This window comes from Streptomyces sp. NPDC054849 (assembly GCF_053610945.1).
In genome coordinates this window covers 17,227-34,847 of sequence record NZ_JBSGZI010000053.1, presented here as the reverse complement: position 1 = coordinate 34,847, position 17,621 = coordinate 17,227, and the positions used below count along the sequence as shown (strand labels likewise).

Below are 17,621 nucleotides of genomic sequence, written 5' to 3'. Positions count from 1 at the left end.
GAGGGCGAAGGTCCCGGTGCAGGGCGGGCATCGTTGCCCGGAGTCCTGGTGTGATGCCCGGTGGACACGGAATCGAAACCACCGGGTAATGGACTACTTATGTTGCGGTCCGCATAGTGTCTCACTCCCAGGCCGGTCAGCCTATGGCTCCGCCGATCCAGGTTCCCAGGATGTACGTCACACCGGCGGCCGCGCCACCGAGGACCAGCTGCCGCAGGCCGCTGTACCACCAGGACCGGGCGGTGACCCGGGCGACGACCGCGCCGCAGGCGAAGAGCCCGGCCAGCGCCAGCAGCACGGCGGGCCACAGGGCGGTGGCACCGAGCAGGTACGGCAGGACGGGGAGCAGCGCGCCCAGCGCGAAGGAGCCGAAGGACGAGACGGCGGCGACCAGCGGCGAGGGCAGGTCGTCGGGGTCGATCCCGAGCTCCTCGCGGGCGTGGATCTCCAGCGCCTGCTCGGGGTCGCGGGACAGCTGCATGGCGACCTCGCGGGCGAGCGGGGGCTCGACGCCGCGGGAGACGTAGAGATCGGCCAGCTCCTCCATCTCGTCGACGGGGTGCTTGCGCAACTGCTGACGCTCGATGTCGAGTTCGGCGAGGACCAGTTCGCGCTGCGAGGCGACGGAGGTGTATTCGCCGGCGGCCATCGAGAAGGCGCCGGCCGCGAGGCCCGCCAGCCCGGTGATCACGATGGTCTGCGGGGCGACCGCGCCGCCCGCCACGCCGGTCATCAGGGCGAGGTTGGAGACGAGCCCGTCCATCGCACCGAACACGGCCGGCCGCAGCCATCCACCGTTGACGTCGCGATGGGTGTGGTTGTCGCGGTGCGCGGTGTGCAGTGGTGCTTCGATGTCGATGATGGACATGCGGTGTATCTCCCCATTTGTGCCAACGGACGCCGTGACGCGTCCAGATCCCCCTGACCACCTCGAAACTACGCACGATTTCTGCCGCCCGCCAGCAAGGAAGGCCGTACTTACCTGCGGTTTTGCAGGTCGGCGACCGGGTGACGACGAGGCGTGCGGGGTGTTTTGCGACGAGCGACAAACCACATGCCATGGCACAAATCCCCCAAGGGCTCATCATGAGTCCCATCAAGTGGAGAGGCGCGCCATGGAGCTGATTGCATGCAATCCGCAGGTCCTCCTCGAACGGGCCAGGGGCGCTCTTCTCGGACTTGCGGTGGGCGACGCGCTGGGCGCCCCCGCGGAGAACATGAAGCCGTCGGAGATCCGGGCGAAATGGGGCCGCATCGAGGGCTTCGTGTCGGATGACCCGGCGGGCACGGACGACACCGAGTACGCGATCTTCTCGGGGCTGCTCCTGGCCCGGCACGGCTCGGCGCTCACCGTCTCCCACGTGGAGCGGGCCTGGCACCACTGGATCGCGGACCTCGACGAGGGCCCGTTCCGCGGCGCGGGCTTCTCGGAGCGCGGCACCCTCGAAAACCTCCGCAGGGGGCTGGCGGCCCCCATCTCCGCCCAGCACCGGCACGCGTGGTCGGACGGCCTGGCGATGCGGGCGGCGCCGTTCGGCGTCTTCGCGGCGGGCCGGCCCGCGGAGGCGGCCCGGCTCGTCGCCATCGACGGCACGGTCAGCCACGACGGGGAGGGGATCTACGGCGGCCAGGCGGTGGCGGCGGGCGTCGCGGCGGCGATGGCCGGCGGCAGCCCGGCATCCGTCGTCTCCGCGGCCCTGTCCGTGATCCCCTCGGACTCCTGGACGGCCCGCTCCCTGCGCCGGGCGGTCACCGCCGCCCCGCGCGGCGAACGGGCGGTGCGCTCGGCGGTCGTCATCGGCGGCTACCCGTGGACGGACCTGGCCCCCGAGGCCGTGGGCCTCGCGTTCGGCGCGTTCGCCGCGTGCCGGGGCGACTTCTCCTCCTCGGTCCTGACCGCGGTCAACATGGGCCGCGACGCGGACACCACGGCGGCGGTGGCGGGCGCCCTGGCCGGCGCGATGTCGGGCGCCGCCGCGATCCCCGCCGACTGGTCGGCGGCCATCGGCCCGGTCCGCGGCAGCTGCCTCCCCTCGATGCGGGGCTACCACGTCCTGGACATCGCGGACCTCCTCACCCCGGAATACGAGGCCCCCCGATGACCCCGGAGGACCCCACAGGCCACCCGCCGAACCCGGCCCATGCCCCGGCCGCCCTGGCCGCCGCCCCGGCCGGCACGGCCCCGAACCCGGCAGCCCCAACAAGCCTCCCGCCGGGCCCGCCCGCCGCCCCGACGGGAGCGGCTCCCCTCCCGGCAGGAGCGGCTCCCGCCCCGGCAGGGGTGGCTCCCCTCCCGGCCCGCCCGGCCACGCTGTCGACAGGCGCGGCCACCTTCCCCACAGGCATGGAAGCCTTCCCGGCAGGCACGACCACCCTCCTGCCGGGCCTGGCCGTCGCCCCGACGGGCTCAGCCTCCCCCGCGGCAGGTATGGCCCCTGTCCCGGCCCGCCCCGGTCTGGCCGGGGTCGGACCCGCTGCGGGCGGGCCGACCGCGGTCGGAGCCAGGCCACGTCCAGGGCTCGCCCCCGTCCCGGCAGACCCGGCCACCAGCCCGGCGGGGACGGCCCCCAGCGCGGCAGGCACGACAAGCCTCCCGTCCGGCCCGGCTCCCGTCCCGGCACGCCCGGCCATGCTCACGACAGGCCCGGCCACCCTCCCCACAGGCATGGACGCCGTCGCGGCATACACGACGAGCCCGCCGGGCCTGGCCGACGCCCCGGCGGGCTCAGCCGCCCTCGCGGCAGGTCCGGCCGCCTTCCCGGCAGGCATGATCACCAGCCCGGCAGGCATGGCCGGCCTCCTGTCGGGCCTGGCCGACGCACCGGCAGGGATGGCTCCCGGCCTGGGCGGACCTGGAGGGGGATCGGGGTTCGGGGGGTGGGCGCGCGCCGCGTCGGCCGGGCCGGCGGCAGAGCCGGGGTGCAGGGGCCTGCCCCTGGTTTCGGGAAGGGGCGGGGTGGGGGAGATCTCCGCCCCCGCCCTGCCACCGGCCGGCCCACGCCCGGAGCCCCCTCCCGCCACGGCCGGGATCCGGGCCGTGGCCCGGGTCACCGCAGCCCCCGGCGGCGGGCTCGGCATCCTGCGCGCGGAACCCCGTACGCCCGCCCCTGCCGTCGAACGGACCGGCGAGCCCCCCGCAGGGGCCCCGGCGCCGGCGGGGAGACGCCGCATCGAGGGACTCCTCCTCGGGCTCGCCGCGGGCGACGCCGCCGGCTGGCCCGCCGCCCGCCACCGCGCCAGCCGGATGCCCGAGTGGACCCGCCGCCTCACCCGCGAGCTCGACACCTTCGCCGAGCAGAACGCCACCACCACCCTCCCCGTCCCCATCGCCCTCAACCAGCCTCCCGAACCGCTGCGCCTGGGCCCGTCCGACGACGCCGAATGGGCCGCGTTCGCCGCCGAGTCCGTCCTCACCGCCGCCGGCGTCCTGCTCTCCGACCTCAGCCGGTCGAGAAGGATGCGCGCCGCCATCGACCTCGCGTGGAACGCCCTCGCCTCCGAGGTCGCCGCGGCGGCGGAACGCGCACCCGAGGTCGAGTCCGCCGTCCTCCCCCTCCGGGCCCGGATCTCCGTCCGCGCCGGCCTCGGCAATCTCGCCGCCGGCCTGCGCCCGCCCGCCACCGGCCACGACAACCCGCACTACTTCGACGACGCCGCCTGCATCCGCGCCTGCGTCCTCGCCGTCGTCCATCCCGGCGACGCCGCGGCGGCGGCCGACCTCGCCGAGTTCGACGCCCGCTACACCCAGGACGGCGACGGCGTCCACGGCGCCCGCGCCATGGCCGCCGCCATCGCCACCGCCCTCACCACCGGGGACGTCGACGCCGCCGTGGACGCCGCCCTGGCCCAGCTCCCCGAGGCCACCGAGATCGGCCGCAACGCCCGCCACGCCGTCGAACTCGCCCGCACCTACACGGACGGCGGCGCCTTCGCCATCGTCCCCACCCTCGAACACGAGATCGTGGACCACGTCTACAGCTACGGGATCGCCGCCGCCGAGACCGTCCCCGTGGCCCTCGCCCTCGCGACCGCCGCCCGCGGCAAGGTGACCGAGGCCGTCCCGGCCGCCGCCTGCCTGTCCCGCGTCGCGGATTCCGCCCCCGCCCTCGCCGGCGCACTGACCGGCGTGCTCGGCGGCGGCGACTCGATCCCCGCCGCGTGGCGCGAGGCCTGCCGCACCCTCTCCGGCTGCGCCCTCCCCCGCCTCGCCGGCACCGACCTCGTCGAACTCGCCGCGCTCCTCGCGCACACGGAACTCACCTCACCGAAGGGATGATGCGGACATGACGCTCACGTTGGAGGACCGGGCCACGGGCGCTCTCGTCGGAGCGGCCGTCGGCGACGCGCTCGGCGGCCCGGTGGAGGGCTGGACCCCGGACCAGATCGTGGAACGGCACGGCGGCCGCGTGCACGGCATCGTCGGCCCGTGGTACGAGAACTGGCGCACGGCCCGCCCCATCGCGCCGTACCACAAGGGCGACGGGCACGTCACGGACGACACCTTGATGACGCACGCGCTGGTGCGGGTCTACGAGGCGGTCCGGGATCACCTCGACGCCTACGCGATCGCCGAGCACCTGGTCCCGGACCTCATGTCCGTCCCCCGCTGGATCCCCGAACTGGAGGCCGAGGCCCTGCCGTTGCAGCGGATCTTCCTGGCGGAGAAGTGGATCGTCACCCGCCTCCACTACGCGCACGCCGACCCGCGCGAGGCCGGCAGCGGCAACATCGTCAACTGCGGCGCGGCGATGTACATGGCGCCGGTGGGCATCGCCAACGCCGGCAACCCCGCGGGCGCGTACGCCGAAGCCCTGGACATCGCCGGCGCGCACCAGTCCTCGTATGGGCGGGAGGCGGCGGGTGTGTTCGCGGCGGCGGTGGCGGCCGCGTGCCTGCCCGGGGCGACGGCGGCCTCGGTCGTGGACGCGGTCCTGTCCCTGGCCAAGGACGGCACGCACGCCGCGATCTCCGCCGTCCGCGAAGTGGCCGCCGACTACCGGGACTTCGAGTCGGCGCTGGTCCCGCTGCGGGCGGCGGTGGCCCCGTACGACTCGGTCGGCCCGGACTACCGCACCCCCTCGCTCGACGCCCGCCGCCCGTCCCGGCTCCATTCCATCGAGGAACTGCCGATCGCCCTCGGCATGCTGCTGATCGCGGACGGAGGGTACGAGGCCTCGGTCCTCGGCGCGGTCAACTACGGCCGGGACTGCGACTCCATCGCCACCATGGCGGGGGCGATCGCCGGGGCTCTGGGCGGCGAGGCGGTGGTCCCGGCCGTGTGGGCCAAGCAGGTCGCCGAGGCCAGCCGCCTCGACCTGCACGCCCCGGCCCGGTCGCTGGCCGCCGTGGCCCGCGAGATCTTCGCCCTGGACCGGGCCCGCCGCCGGGCCCACGAGTCGGCCTTCACCACGATCGCGGACCCTCGGTGACACCGCCCCCGCCCGGCACCCCGGCCTGCCCGGACCCGCACGGTCCGCGCAGGCCTGCGGCGCCTTCCACGCCCACCACCGCCCCGGCCGGTCCGGAACCACGCCCCGCGGTCCCCACCGGGACGGGGGACGACCGGGGTCGGCTGCCGGGTCCCCCCGCCGCCCGTCCCCGGCCTGTGCCGCCGGCCCCCGCCGCCCGCACCGCCCTGGACCGGCCGTCCCCGGGGCCACCCGCGCCCGCCCCCGTACGCCTGACCTGGGCGCAGCCCGAGGACCTGATCGGGCACGAGTTGCGGCAGGCAGCCGAGGAGGGCCGGGATGCCGGGGCCGCCCGGCGGGCCTGGGTGGCGGCGGGCGGCCACCCGGCTCCCGAACGGGCCGGCGCCTCCCCCACCCCCGCGCCACCGGAGCTCCGCGCCCTGGCGTCCCGCCTCCTGGACGAGCTGGCCTCCCTCCCCCTCCCGCTCGGTGCCGACGAACCGGACTCCTGGGAATCCATCCGTGCCACCTGGCCCGAGGTCCCGCCCCTGCGCGGCGCGGACGGGACCGGAACCACCGTGCGGCCCCCGGCGCGGGGGGCCGCACGGCGAGCGCAGCCCCGTACCGCCACGGCCGGCGCGGGCGCGGGGGACGCCGGGGGACGCGGCCCGGATCCCTTCCTGTGCCGCAGGCTGGAGGCCGCCTGGCTCGGGCGGGCCGTCGGGTGTCTGCTCGGGAAGCCCGTCGAGAAGCTGCCGCTGGAGGGGATCCGCGCCCTCGCCCGCGCGGCGGGCAACTGGCCGCTGGACGACTGGTTCACCGCCCGAGGGGTCCCGCCGGAGCTGCTCGCCGCGTACCCGTGGAACCGCCGCTCCGCCCCCACCTCGCTCGCCGAGAACATCGACGGCATGCCCGAGGACGACGACCTGAACTACCCCCTCCTGGGGCTGCTCCTCCTCCAGCGGCACGGCAGGGACTTCACCACCGCCGACGTCGCCCGCCTCTGGCTCGACGAGCTGCCCGCCGGGCGTACCTTCACCGCGGAGCGCATCGCCTACCGCAACCTCCTGCTCGGGCTGGAGCCGCCGGCCACCGCCACACACCACAACCCCTTCCGCGAGTGGATCGGCGCCCTCATCCGCGCCGACGTCCACGGCTGGACCAACCCCGGGGACCCGGCCACCGCTGCGGCCCAGGCCTACCGGGACGCCGCCCTGACCCACACCGGCAACGGCGTCTACGCCGCTCTCTTCATCGCCGCCGCCACCGCCGAGGCGGCGACCGGCCGCGCCGACGTGCACACCGCGCTCCGGGCCGGACTGGCCGTCGTACCACCCGGCTCCCGCCTCGCCGAGGCCGTCCGCTTCGCCATCGCCACCGCACGCTGCACGCCCGGCTTCGACCTCGTCGCCGACCGGCTGCACGCGCGCTACGGGCGCTACCACTGGGTCCACGCCGTCCCCAACACCGCCCTGATCACCGCCGCCCTCACCCACGCCGACGGGGACTTCACCCGCTCCGTCTGCCACGCCGTGTCCGGTGGCTGGGACACGGACTCCAACGGGGCCACCGCCGGCGCCCTCGCCGGACTGATCGCCGGCTCCCCGGACGCCCTCCCACACCGCTGGACGGCTCCCCTGAAGAACCGCCTCGCCACCACCGTCCCCGGCTTCGACGGCATCGGCTTCGACACCCTCGCCCACCTCACCGCACAGGAGGCAGCACGCTCATGACGGCCATCGCCGTGCTCGGCAGTACGAACATGGACCTCGTCGCCTACGTCCCCAAGGCCCCCCGTCTCGGGGAGACCGTCACCGGCCGGGCCTTCCGCACGGTCCCCGGCGGCAAGGGCGCCAACCAGGCCGTCGCCGCCGCCCGCTCCGGCGGGGAGGTGGTGATGATCGGCGCGGTCGGGGCCGACGAGTTCGGCGTACGGCTGCGCTCCGCGCTCACCGCGGCCGGGGTCGAGACGGCGGGGCTGCGCACCGTCGAGGGCGCCAGCGGCACCGCCCACATCACCGTGGACGACGAGGGCGGCAACAGCATCATCGTCATCCCCGGTGCCAACGCCCACGTCACCGGCCTGGAGGCGGGCGACGAGTCCCGGATCGCCGCCGCCGGCTCCCTGCTCCTCCAGCTCGAACTGCCCCTCCGGGCCGTCCTCGCCGGCGCCCGCGCCGCCCGCGCGCACGGCGTCCGTACGGTGCTCACCCCGGCTCCCGCCCAGCCGCTGCCCGCCGAGCTGCTCGCCGCCACCGACCTCCTGGTCCCCAACGAGCACGAGGCCGCCGCCCTCACCGGGCTCACCGACCCCCACCAGGCCGCCGAGGCCCTGCTGGACGACGTGCCCGAGGTGGTGATCACGCTCGGCGCGGCCGGAGTCCTGTACGCCGCCCGCGGCCGGGAGCCGCTCTCCGTGCCCGCGCCCCGGGTGCGGGCCGTGGACACCACCGCCGCCGGGGACACCTTCGTCGGCGCCCTGGCCGTGGCCCTCGGCGAGGGCCGGCCGATGCCCGAGGCCCTGCGCTGGGCCTCGGCGGCGGCCGCGCTCTCCGTCCAGCGCGCCGGCGCGCAGGACTCGATGCCGGCCCGCGCCGAAACCGACGCCTTCGCCGCCACGCAGCCCGGAGCCGCCTCGTGACGACCGCCGGGCCCCTGCAAGGGCTCCGCGTGCTCGACCTCGCCACCCTCTTCGCCGGGCCCCTCGCCGCCACCCTGCTCGGCGACTTCGGCGCCGAGGTCGTCAAGGTCGAGCACCCCGGCCGCCCCGACCCCTCCCGCGGCCACGGGCCGGCCAAGGACGGGATCGGCCTGTGGTGGAAGCTGCTCGGCCGGAACAAGCGGACGATGACCCTCGATCTGTCCACCCCCGGGGGCCGGGACACTTTGCTGCGCCTCGCCGCCACCGCGGACGTGGTCATCGAGAACTTCCGCCCCGGCACACTGGAGAAGTGGGGCCTGGGCTGGCCCGAACTGTCCGCTGCCAACCCGCGCCTGGTCCTGGCGCGCGTCACGGCCTTCGGCCAGCACGGCCCGTACGCCCACCGACCGGGCTTCGGCACGCTCGCCGAGGCGATGAGCGGTTTCGCCGCGATCACCGGGGAGCCGGACGGGCCGCCGACCCTGCCGCCCTTCGGGCTCGCCGACTCGATCGCCGCGCTGACCACCGCGTACGCAGTGATGACGGCCCTCGCCGGCCGGGACCGCACCGGGCACGGGCAGGTCGTGGACCTCGCCATCATCGAGCCGATGCTGAGCGTGCTCGGCCCGCACCCGCTCTGGTACGACCAGCTCGGCTACGTACAGCCCCGTACCGGCAACCGCTCCGCCAACAACGCCCCGCGCAACACCTACCGCAGCGCCGACGGCCGCTGGCTGGCGGTCTCCGCCTCCGCCCAGTCCATCGCCGAGCGGGTCGTGCGGCTGGTCGAGCGGCCCGAGCTGATCGGCGAGCCCTGGTTCGCGACCGGCGCCGGGCGCGCCCGGCACGCGGAGGTCCTGGACGAGGCGGTCGGCGGCTGGATCGCCCGCCACAAGGCGGAGGAGGTCGTCGCGGCGTTCGAGGACGCCGAGGCGGCCGTCGCCCAGGTCTACGACGTGCGGGATGTGATGGCGGACCCCCAGTTCGCTGCCCTCGACACGGTCACGGAGGTCGAGGACCCGGAGCTGGGACCCCTGCGGATACAGAACATCCTCTTCCGGCTCTCCGAGACCCCCGGCGGGATCCGCTGGGCCGGCCGCCCGCACGGGGCGGACACCGAAGAGGTCCTCACCGAGCTCGGCCTGACCGAGGCCGAGATCGCCGCGCTGCGGAGCGAAGGAGCCCTGTGATCCTGACCTGGCTGTACGCGCCCGGCGACCGCCCGGAGGTGGTCGCCAAGGCTCTCGGCTGCGGGGCGGACGCCGTCATCGTCGACCTGGAGGACGCGGTACCGGCCTCCCGCAAGGAGTACGCCCGCGCCGCCACCGCCGACCTGCTCGGCGAGCGGCCGCCGGTGCCCGTCCACGTCCGCGTCAACGCCCTCGACTCCCCCTGGGGCGGCGCCGACCTCACCGCGCTCGGCGGGCTGCGGGGGCTCACCGGGCTGCGGCTGCCGAAGATCAGCGCCCCGGAGCAGATCACCGCCGTCGCCGTCCGCACGGGCGGGGTGAGCCTCCACGCCCTGCTGGAGTCGGCGATGGGCGTGGAGCGCGCGTACGAGATCGCCCGCGCGCACCCCGCCCTGCGCGGGCTCTCCCTCGGCGAGGCGGACCTGCGGGCCGACCTGGCCGTCAGCGCGGAGGAGGGCCTGGACTGGTGCCGCTCGCGGGTCGTGGTGGCCGCCCGCGCGGCGGGACTGGCGCCCCCCGCCCAGTCCGTCTTCCCGGACATCCGGGACCTGGAGGCGCTGGCCGTCTCCTGCGCCCGCGGTCGCGCCCTCGGCTTCCTCGGCCGGGCGGCGATCCACCCCCGGCAGCTCCCGGTGATCGAGCAGGCCTATCTGCCGGCGCCGGAGGAGGTGAGCGCCGCCGCGGAGGTGCTGAGCGCGGCCCGGGCCACCCCGGGGGCGCTGGCCCTGCCCGACGGCCGCTTCGTGGATCCGGCCGTGGTCGCGGCGGCGCACCGCACCCTTGCGCTCGCCGCGCGTGTCCCGACGCTCTGACCCGGGCCGGGGCGGGCGCACGCCCCACGCCCCACGCCCCACGCCCGCGAGGGCTGAGGGTGGCACCCTCCGCGACTGCGGGGGCGCCGGCGGGCACGGCCGTGCGTCCGCCACGCGACGCGTATGCGGGTGACAGCGGGCACGGCGGCCCGGCGGCCCGGCGGCATGGCGGTACCGCACGCGCAAGGGGGGTGCCGCGGTGTACGCGGCACCCCCCTTGCGGAGCGTTCAGGTCAGAGCTTCTCGGGCTCCGGGGTGTCACCCTCGGTCGGCTGCGCCTTGCGCAGATCGGCCTTGGCGGGGTCGCCCTTCGTCGCCACGGACGCCTCGACCTTCGCCGCGGTGTCCGAGGGCTCGTCCTCGCGCGCGGCGTCCTTCGGCCCGGCGGCGGAGTCCGCCTCGGCCGCAGCCGCCGCATCCCCGCCCTTCCCGCCGGAGGGCTCCGGCTCGACGACCGTCTCGCGGCCCGGCCGCAGCTTCGCCGACAGCACGAAGTAGACGACCGCCAGCACGAAGACGACGATCGAGGTCCAGACGTTCAGGCGCAGGCCCAGGATGTGGTGCGCCTCGTCGACGCGCATGTACTCGATCCAGCCGCGGCCGACGCAGTACGCGGCGACGTACAGGGCGAAGGCCCGCCCGTGGCCGAGCGTGAAGCGGCGGTCGGCCCAGATCACCAGCAGGGCGACGCCGATGCACCACAGCGACTCGTACAGGAAGGTCGGGTGGTAGGTCCCGGCGTCCCGGTTCGGGCCCGCGCTGATCTCGACCGCCCACGGCAGGTCGGTGGCCCGGCCGTACAGCTCCTGGTTGAACCAGTTGCCCCAGCGTCCGCAGGCCTGGGCCAGCGCGATGCCGGGGGCCAGGGCGTCAGCCCAGGCAGGCAGCGGGATGCCGCGCAGCCGGCAGCCGATCCAGGCACCCACCGCGCCCAGCGCGATCGCTCCCCAGATGCCGAGGCCGCCCTCCCAGATCTTGAAGGCGTCGACCCAGTTGCGGCCCTCGCCGAAGTAGAGCTGGTAGTCGGTGATCACGTGATAGAGGCGACCGCCGACGAGGCCGAACGGCACCGCCCACACGGCGATGTCCGCGACCGTGCCCGGCTTTCCGCCGCGCGCGATCCAGCGCCGGTTGCCGAGCCAGACGGCGACGAAGACGCCGATGATGATGCAGAACGCGTAGCCGCGGAGCGGGATCGGTCCGAGATGGATCACGCCGGTCGACGGACTGGGGATGTAAGCAATGTCCATGGCAGAGCTGACGCTACCCTGCCGGGCGGTGCGGAAGGCAACCGCCCGGCAAGACGAAACCAAATCCAGACATGGACCGGTGGTGCTCAGTTCCCCGAGGAGCCGTCCGAGGAGCCGTTCGACGAGCCGTTCGACGAGCGCGTCGAGGAGCCCGTCGAGGAGCCCGTCGAGGAGCCCGTGGACGCGGCCCTGGACGGGGAGGGCGAGGCCTTCGCCCCTGCCTTCGCCGACGGTGTGGCCTTCGCCGCCCCCTTATCGGTCCCGGCTGCGGCCTCGGAACCGCCGGAGGCCTTGGCCGCGGCCTCCACCTGCTCCTTCAGTTTCTGCGGGGTCACCGGGTTGGCCTGGTCGGCGTAGATGTTCTTGCCGTTCAGCAGCACGGTCGGGGTGGCCCCGATCCCGCCGGCGACGAACGACTCCTGCGACTTGGCCACCCAGCTGTTGTGCGTGCCGTCCTCCACGCACGTGCGGAACGCGGGGGTGTCCAGTCCGTCGACCTTGCCGGCCAGCTCCAGCAGCTTGGCGTTCTTGCTGTAGGCGTCGTCGAGCTCGTGCGGCTGGTTCTGGAACAGGACGTCGTGGTACGCCGTGAACTTGCCGGCGTCCTGCGCGCAGGCCGCTGCGTTCGCCGCCTTCAGCGAACCGCTGCCGCCCATCTTCCCGTCGATGAGCGTGACCAGGTGGTAGTCGACCTTGAGCAGCCCCTTGGCCTCCAGGTCGTGGATGACGTCCCGGTAGAGGTCCTCGAAGGACTTGCAGGCGGGGCAGCGGAAGTCCTCCCAGACGGTGAGGGAGGACTTGGCCTCGGCCTTGCCCGTCTGGATGGCGAGGGCGTCCTTGCCGGTGGCCCCGGAGGGGGCGACCACCGGGCCCGCCTTGGCGGCGCCGCCCTTGCCGGTGTTGGCCGCGATCACGCCGACGACGGCCGCCAGGCCCAGTACACCGACCACCGCCGCCGTCACGATGAGGGTCCGCCGGCGCTTGTCCCGGGTCTTCTGGCGCTCACGCTCCACGAGGAGTCGCTCACGGGCCGATCGTTTCGTCGCATCGCGGTTCGCACCGTCGTTCTTCTCGCTCACGATCCGCCAAACGAAGCAGGGAGGCACTCGCGTGCCTCCCCGCTCCCACTTCCACCCGATCGGGCTACAGAACCCGTTCAGACGTCCGCGCCCTCGATCGAACGCGCACGTCAGCTCCTGCGCACGCCTTTTGCGAGCTCGCCCGCGAGCGACCGTACGGCGTCCAGCCCGGCCCGCGGGTCCGGCGCGTCCAGCAGCAGCTTCACGAAGGCTGAGCCGACGATCACACCGTCGGCGAAGCCCGCGACCTCCTTGGCCTGGACGGCGTTGGAGACGCCCAGACCGACGCAGACCGGGAGCTCGGTGGTGGCGCGGGTGCGCCGCACCAGATCCTGGGCCTGGTTGCCGACCGATTCTCGGGTGCCGGTGACGCCCATCAGGGAGGCGGCGTAGACGAATCCGGAGCCGGCCGCCGTGATGGTGGCCAGACGCGCGTCCTTGCTGCTGGGGGCCACGACGAAGACGGTCGCCAGACCGTGCTTCTGCGCGTGCTCGCGCCACAGCGCGGACTCCTGCACCGGCAGGTCGGGCAGGATGCAGCCGGCGCCGCCCGCCGCCGCCAGCTCGGCCGTGAACCGCTCGACGCCGTAGCGGTCGATCGGGTTCCAGTACGTCATCACCAGGATCGGGGCCCCAGTCGCCTCGTGCGTCTCGCGGACCGTGCGGATCACGTCGGCGATCTTGACCCCGCCGCGCAGGGCGATGTCGTCGGCGGTCTGGATGACCGGGCCGTCCAGGACCGGGTCGCTGTGCGGCAGCCCGATCTCGACGACGTCGGCGCCGCCCTCGACGACGGCCTTGACGGCCTCGATGCCGCCGTCGACGGTCGGGAAGCCCGCCGGGAGGTAGGCGACCAGGGCGGCGCGGTCCTCGGCCTTGGCCTTGGCGAGGGTCGCGCTCAGCAGCTCGATGTTGCCCGTTCCCGCTGCTGCACGGTCGGTGGCGCTCACTTGTCGTCCCCCTCGGAAAACTCGTTCTCGGCTACTTCCCCGTCGGTGTCGTACAGCCCGAAGTAGCGGGCTGCCGTGTCCATGTCCTTGTCACCGCGGCCGGACAGGTTGACCACGATCAGGCCGTCCTTGCCCAGCTCCCTGCCGAGGTCCAGAGCGCCCGCCAGCGCGTGCGCCGACTCGATGGCCGGGATGATGCCCTCGGTGCGGGAGAGCAGGCGCAGGGCCTGCATCGCGGCGTCGTCCGTGACCGCGCGGTACTCGCCGCGCCCGGCGTCCTTGAGGTAGGCGTGCTCCGGGCCGATGCCCGGGTAGTCCAGACCGGCCGAGATGGAGTAGGGCTCGGTGATCTGGCCCTCCTCGTCCTGGAGGACGTAGGAGCGGGAGCCGTGCAGGATCCCGGGCTCGCCCGCGGTCAGCGTGGCGGCGTGCTCGCCGGTCTCCACGCCGTGCCCGGCCGGCTCGAAGCCGACCAGGCGGACGCCCGCGTCCGGGATGAAGGCGTGGAAGAGGCCGATTGCGTTGGAGCCGCCGCCGACGCAGGCCGCGACGGCGTCGGGCAGCCGGCCGGCGCGCTCCAGGATCTGGCGGCGGGCCTCGACGCCGATGACCCGGTGGAAGTCGCGGACCATGGCCGGGAAGGGGTGCGGGCCGGCGACCGTGCCGAAGAGGTAGTGGGTCCGGTCCACGTTGGCGACCCAGTCGCGGAACGCCTCGTTGATCGCGTCCTTCAGGGTCCGGGAGCCGGACTTCACGGCGATGACCTCGGCGCCCAGCATGCGCATCCGGGCCACGTTGAGGGCCTGGCGCCGGGTGTCGATCTCGCCCATGTAGATGGTGCAGTCCAGACCGAAGAGCGCGCAGGCGGTGGCGGTGGCCACGCCGTGCTGTCCGGCGCCGGTCTCGGCGATGACTCGGGTCTTGCCCATGCGCCTGGTCAGCAGCGCCTGGCCCAGCACGTTGTTGATCTTGTGCGAGCCGGTGTGGTTGAGGTCCTCGCGCTTGAGGAAGATCCGCGCCCCGCCGGCGTGCTCGGCGAAGCGGGGTACCTCGGTGAGGGCGCTGGGGCGGCCGGTGTAGTTGACCATGAGCTCGTTGAGCTCGGCCGCGAAGGCCGGGTCGCCCTTGGCCTTCTCGTACTCGACGGCGACCTCGTCCACGGCGGCGACCAGCGCCTCCGGGATGAACTTGCCGCCGAAGTCGCCGAAGTAGCCCTCGGCGTTCGGAACGTGACCCTCCGGGTCCGGAATGAAGAACTCGCTGGACATGTCCAGTGCTCCTACGGGTGCGATGCGGCGGGTGGATTTCACCGTATTGCGCCGCCCGCCCGCGCCGCGCACACCCCGCTGGGGGATGTCGCGCAGACGGTACGGGCAGCCCGCGCCCGGATCCGGTCGGTCCGGGACACAGGCCGTACGAGGCCTCCTCGCGGCGGGGTACGTCTCGCGTACCGGGCCGGCGGCCTTCGTTACAGCGCGCCTCCGCGGCGCCATCGCATGCCGTTGACCTGACCGGGCTCGGAGCCGATCACGTACCGGACCCGCCGCCCGTGGACACGCCGGGCGGGGGCGCGGCAGCCGCGGGGGCGGCAGCCGCGCGCCAGGGGCGCGTGCGCCGCCGGCACGCCGGCCAGGCCGCGGCGGCCGGGTCGGGTGCCGGCGGAGGGGCGGTCGTGGGTCATGGGTACGGGTCAGCTCCGCCCGTGGCGCAGGGCGGGGTGGGCGCCGGCGGCGACGAGGTCGGCCACGGCCGACTTCGGGTCACGGCCGGTCACCAGGGACTCCCCGACGAGGACGGCGTCGGCGCCCTCGTTGGCGTAGGCGATCAGGTCGTGCGGCCCGCGGATGCCGGACTCGGCAACCTTGACGATGTGGGCCGGGATCTCGCCGACGACGCGCTCGAAGGTGGAGCGGTCGACCTTGAGGTCCTTGAGGTTGCGGGCGTTGACGCCGATGATCTTGGCACCGGCGGCGACCGCGCGCTCCACTTCGTCCTCGTCGTGGACCTCGACGAGCGGGGTCAGACCGATGGACTCGGCCCGCTCGATGAGGGAGACGAGGGCCTCCTGCTCCAGGGCCGCGACGATCAGCAGGGCGAGGTCGGCGCCGTAGGCGCGGGCCTCCCACAGCTGGTACGCCGTGACGATGAAGTCCTTGCGCAGGATCGGGATGTCCACGCGGGCGCGGACGGCCTCCAGGTCGGCCAGCGAGCCGCCGAATCGGCGCTGCTCGGTGAGGACGGAGATGACCGCCGCACCGCCCGCCTCGTAGTCTGCGGCGAGCCCGGCCGGATCCGCGATAGCGGCCAGCGCGCCCTTGGAGGGGCTGGAGCGCTTGACCTCGCAGATCACCTTGACGCTGTCGCCGCGCAGGGCAGCGACGCCGTCCTTGGCCTGGGGCGCCTTGGCGGCACGCTCCTTGAGCTCGTCGAGGCTCACGCGGGCCTGCCGTTCGGCAAGGTCTTCGCGGACCCCTTCGATGATCTCGTCGAGCACACTCACGCGAGCGGCCCCCTTCCGGGTCGATGACGGTCGGCCGCCTTGCAGACACGTACAACTGCAAGGTCAGCAATCAAATGGTATCCGCAGGAGGCGTTGCACTCCGCACGCGGTTGACGGCGTCCCAGTAACTGGACATCCGGAATCCGGGCCTCATACGGCCTGCCTACCTGGCTCAGGGGGCCAGCGCGGAGCCGAAAGAAAGATTTCGGACGACGGCGAACATCAGGGCCGCCGCGCCGATCGCCCACCAGTACGGCGTCCGCAGGACGATCCTCGGAACGGGCCCGCCGCGGAAGGCGCGAACCAGCCACAGGGCCATGAATCCCGCGAAGACGAAGTAGGCCACGACGGCGAGGGCGTTCGTCCCGAAAGCGGTGACCAGATCGCCGTGGGCGAACGCGTGCGCGCTGCGCAGGCCGCCGCAGCCGGGGCACAGGATTCCGGTCAGCCGCAGCAGCGGGCAGACCGGATAGTGGCCGGGCTCGTTGGGGTCCACGGTGCCCACATATGCAAAGGCCGAGGCGGCCGCGGCCAGGTAGAGCACCGGTACGGCGAGCCGCCGGGCCCGTGATGCCGGGGGCGCCGGCGAGGGCCGGACATCGGGGCTGTGTGAGGCGTCCACCCGCTGATTCTCTCCGGTCATGACAAAAGGCGCAGCCCGGCGGGGCCGCGCCTTTCGGCTGCGTTGTCGGCAACGGCGCAGATCGCCCGCTCAGACCTTGGCGGGAACCTTGGCGGCGGCGATGACCTCGGCGAGGTCCTTGTGGGCCGCCTTCGGCGCACCCATGCCCGCGGCCCGCATCGCCAGGCCGACGACACCGCCGAGGGCGACGACGACGAGGCCGGCCCAGACGCCGATCGGGTTCGCGAGCACCATGAAGGCGCCGGAGATGCAGAAACCGACGAAGGCGATGATGACGCCGGTCCAGGCGGCCGGGGTGTGTCCGTGGTCTGTGCCCGCCATGAGTTGCTCCTCGTTGCTCTGTCGCGGTGCTGTGTGGAAAGCGCGGTCTGTGTCGAACGGCTCGGTGCCCATTGTCCCGTACCGGGCGCGTCCGCCGTCCAGGGGGGTCGGGTCAGCGTGCCTGGTCGGCGGGCGGATCGGTGGGCGGATCGGTGGTCGGATCGGTGGCCGGATCGGTGGTCGGATCCTCGCCGCGGTCCAGAGCCTTCCACAGATCCTCCGGCCGGTCCGGATCCACCGCCGCGACCGTACGCGGACGGGCGGTGCCGTCACGCTCGTAGCGGCCGCCCATCGAGGGCCAGCCCCGGCCGAAGCGCAGCGCCAGCAGGCCTGCGGCCAGGATGAGGACGGCTCCGGCGGCCGTGACGTACGGCCACGTGGTCTGGGTCAGCCCGGCCACGTGCGCGCCCGTGTCGGCGGTCGTACGGGCGGCCTGTGCGTCCAGGGCGCGACGGCCGTCCGAGCCGAGGACTGCGGACAGCGCCGCGCCCAGGCCGCTGAGCGCCAGCAGCCCCGAGACCAGCAGCCGGCTCCTGCCGCGTACGGCGAAGACGGCGACCAGTGCGGCGAGACCCACGATGGCCAGGGCGGCGGGGAGGCCGGTCACGACCCGCCCGTCCGCGGCGAGCTGGAGCGAGTCGCCGCCGATGGCGGCGGTGCCCCGGGCCCAGGTCCGGCCGGAGGCGAGCAGGACGACGGTGGCGCCGAGCGCGCCGAGCAGCAGGGCGGCGGCCACGCTGCGCCGGGCGCTGCGGTGGCCGGGAGCCTCGGGCTCGGAGTCGGCGTCGGTTCGGGGCGGGGGTACGGCACTCACGTACCCCACTATC

At 74.5% G+C, this 17,621-nt stretch carries 17 protein-coding genes; 7 read left to right on the top strand and 10 right to left on the bottom strand.

What is annotated here, in order from left to right; genetic code table 11:
- Nucleotides 1–136: 136 nt before the first annotated feature.
- Nucleotides 137–868, bottom strand: a complete 732-nt coding sequence (locus ACWGIF_RS22515; protein ID WP_453500033.1) for a VIT1/CCC1 transporter family protein — start codon at nt 866–868, stop codon at nt 137–139.
- Nucleotides 869–1,115: 247 nt separating this feature from the next.
- Here ACWGIF_RS22515 and ACWGIF_RS22510 point away from each other — a divergent pair, with 247 nt between their 5' ends.
- The 7 genes from ACWGIF_RS22510 (at nt 1,116) to ACWGIF_RS22480 (ending at nt 10,051) form a co-directional block, all read left to right on the top strand.
- Nucleotides 1,116–2,102 (top strand): ADP-ribosylglycohydrolase family protein, encoded by a 987-nt coding sequence (locus ACWGIF_RS22510; RefSeq protein WP_453500031.1) that lies wholly within the window; start codon nt 1,116–1,118, stop codon nt 2,100–2,102.
- Between the two features lie 728 nt (nt 2,103–2,830).
- Nucleotides 2,831–4,276, top strand: coding sequence for an ADP-ribosylglycohydrolase family protein (locus tag ACWGIF_RS22505; RefSeq protein ID WP_453500065.1), 1,446 nt, complete (start codon nt 2,831–2,833; stop codon nt 4,274–4,276).
- Between the two features lie 7 nt (nt 4,277–4,283).
- Nucleotides 4,284–5,429 carry an ADP-ribosylglycohydrolase family protein gene (locus ACWGIF_RS22500; protein WP_453500029.1) on the top strand — a complete coding sequence of 382 codons (1,146 nt, stop codon included), beginning with the start codon at nt 4,284–4,286 and terminating at the stop codon, nt 5,427–5,429.
- A gap of 206 nt (nt 5,430–5,635) precedes the next feature.
- Nucleotides 5,636–7,141: an ADP-ribosylglycohydrolase family protein gene (locus ACWGIF_RS22495; RefSeq protein WP_453500063.1), complete on the top strand. Its 1,506-nt coding sequence runs from the start codon at nt 5,636–5,638 to the stop codon at nt 7,139–7,141.
- Nucleotides 7,138–8,049 (top strand): ribokinase, encoded by a 912-nt coding sequence (rbsK, locus tag ACWGIF_RS22490; RefSeq protein ID WP_453500027.1) that lies wholly within the window; start codon nt 7,138–7,140, stop codon nt 8,047–8,049. Before ACWGIF_RS22495 ends, rbsK begins: the two co-directional genes overlap by 4 nt.
- The gene (locus tag ACWGIF_RS22485) at nt 8,046–9,239 is read left to right on the top strand and encodes a CaiB/BaiF CoA transferase family protein (RefSeq protein ID WP_453500025.1); all 1,194 of its coding nucleotides are present in this window, start codon (nt 8,046–8,048) and stop codon (nt 9,237–9,239) included. Before rbsK ends, ACWGIF_RS22485 begins: the two co-directional genes overlap by 4 nt.
- The gene (locus tag ACWGIF_RS22480; RefSeq protein WP_453500023.1) at nt 9,236–10,051 is read left to right on the top strand and encodes an HpcH/HpaI aldolase/citrate lyase family protein; all 816 of its coding nucleotides are present in this window, start codon (nt 9,236–9,238) and stop codon (nt 10,049–10,051) included. Before ACWGIF_RS22485 ends, ACWGIF_RS22480 begins: the two co-directional genes overlap by 4 nt.
- Before the next feature lie 233 nt (nt 10,052–10,284).
- Here the strand turns inward: ACWGIF_RS22480 and lgt are convergent, their stop codons facing one another.
- The 9 genes from lgt to ACWGIF_RS22435 all read right to left on the bottom strand — a co-directional run bounded on the left by lgt (nt 10,285) and on the right by ACWGIF_RS22435 (nt 17,617).
- Complete coding sequence (gene lgt / locus ACWGIF_RS22475) at nt 10,285–11,301, bottom strand: prolipoprotein diacylglyceryl transferase (RefSeq protein ID WP_453500021.1); 1,017 nt, start codon at nt 11,299–11,301, stop codon at nt 10,285–10,287.
- An 86-nt stretch (nt 11,302–11,387) separates the two neighbouring features.
- The gene (locus ACWGIF_RS22470; protein WP_453500019.1) at nt 11,388–12,380 is read right to left on the bottom strand and encodes a DsbA family protein; all 993 of its coding nucleotides are present in this window, start codon (nt 12,378–12,380) and stop codon (nt 11,388–11,390) included.
- Nucleotides 12,381–12,490: 110 nt separating this feature from the next.
- The gene (gene trpA / locus ACWGIF_RS22465; RefSeq protein WP_453500017.1) at nt 12,491–13,330 is read right to left on the bottom strand and encodes a tryptophan synthase subunit alpha; all 840 of its coding nucleotides are present in this window, start codon (nt 13,328–13,330) and stop codon (nt 12,491–12,493) included.
- The gene (gene trpB, locus ACWGIF_RS22460; protein ID WP_453500015.1) at nt 13,327–14,598 is read right to left on the bottom strand and encodes a tryptophan synthase subunit beta; all 1,272 of its coding nucleotides are present in this window, start codon (nt 14,596–14,598) and stop codon (nt 13,327–13,329) included. Before trpB ends, trpA begins: the two co-directional genes overlap by 4 nt.
- A 200-nt stretch (nt 14,599–14,798) precedes the next feature.
- On the bottom strand, nt 14,799–15,011 hold the full coding sequence (gene trpM / locus ACWGIF_RS22455; RefSeq protein ID WP_453500013.1) for a tryptophan biosynthesis modulator TrpM: 213 nt from the start codon (nt 15,009–15,011) through the stop codon (nt 14,799–14,801).
- A gap of 9 nt (nt 15,012–15,020) precedes the next feature.
- Complete coding sequence (gene trpC, locus ACWGIF_RS22450; protein WP_453500011.1) at nt 15,021–15,830, bottom strand: indole-3-glycerol phosphate synthase TrpC; 810 nt, start codon at nt 15,828–15,830, stop codon at nt 15,021–15,023.
- A gap of 172 nt (nt 15,831–16,002) precedes the next feature.
- Entirely contained in the window at nt 16,003–16,473 is a 471-nt protein-coding gene (locus tag ACWGIF_RS22445) for a DUF2752 domain-containing protein (protein WP_453500007.1), read from the bottom strand.
- A 69-nt stretch (nt 16,474–16,542) separates the two neighbouring features.
- Nucleotides 16,543–16,794 (bottom strand): HGxxPAAW family protein, encoded by a 252-nt coding sequence (locus ACWGIF_RS22440; RefSeq protein WP_453500005.1) that lies wholly within the window; start codon nt 16,792–16,794, stop codon nt 16,543–16,545.
- A 112-nt stretch (nt 16,795–16,906) separates the two neighbouring features.
- Nucleotides 16,907–17,617, bottom strand: a complete 711-nt coding sequence (locus ACWGIF_RS22435) for a TIGR02234 family membrane protein (RefSeq protein WP_453500003.1) — start codon at nt 17,615–17,617, stop codon at nt 16,907–16,909.
- Nucleotides 17,618–17,621 lie beyond the last annotated feature (4 nt).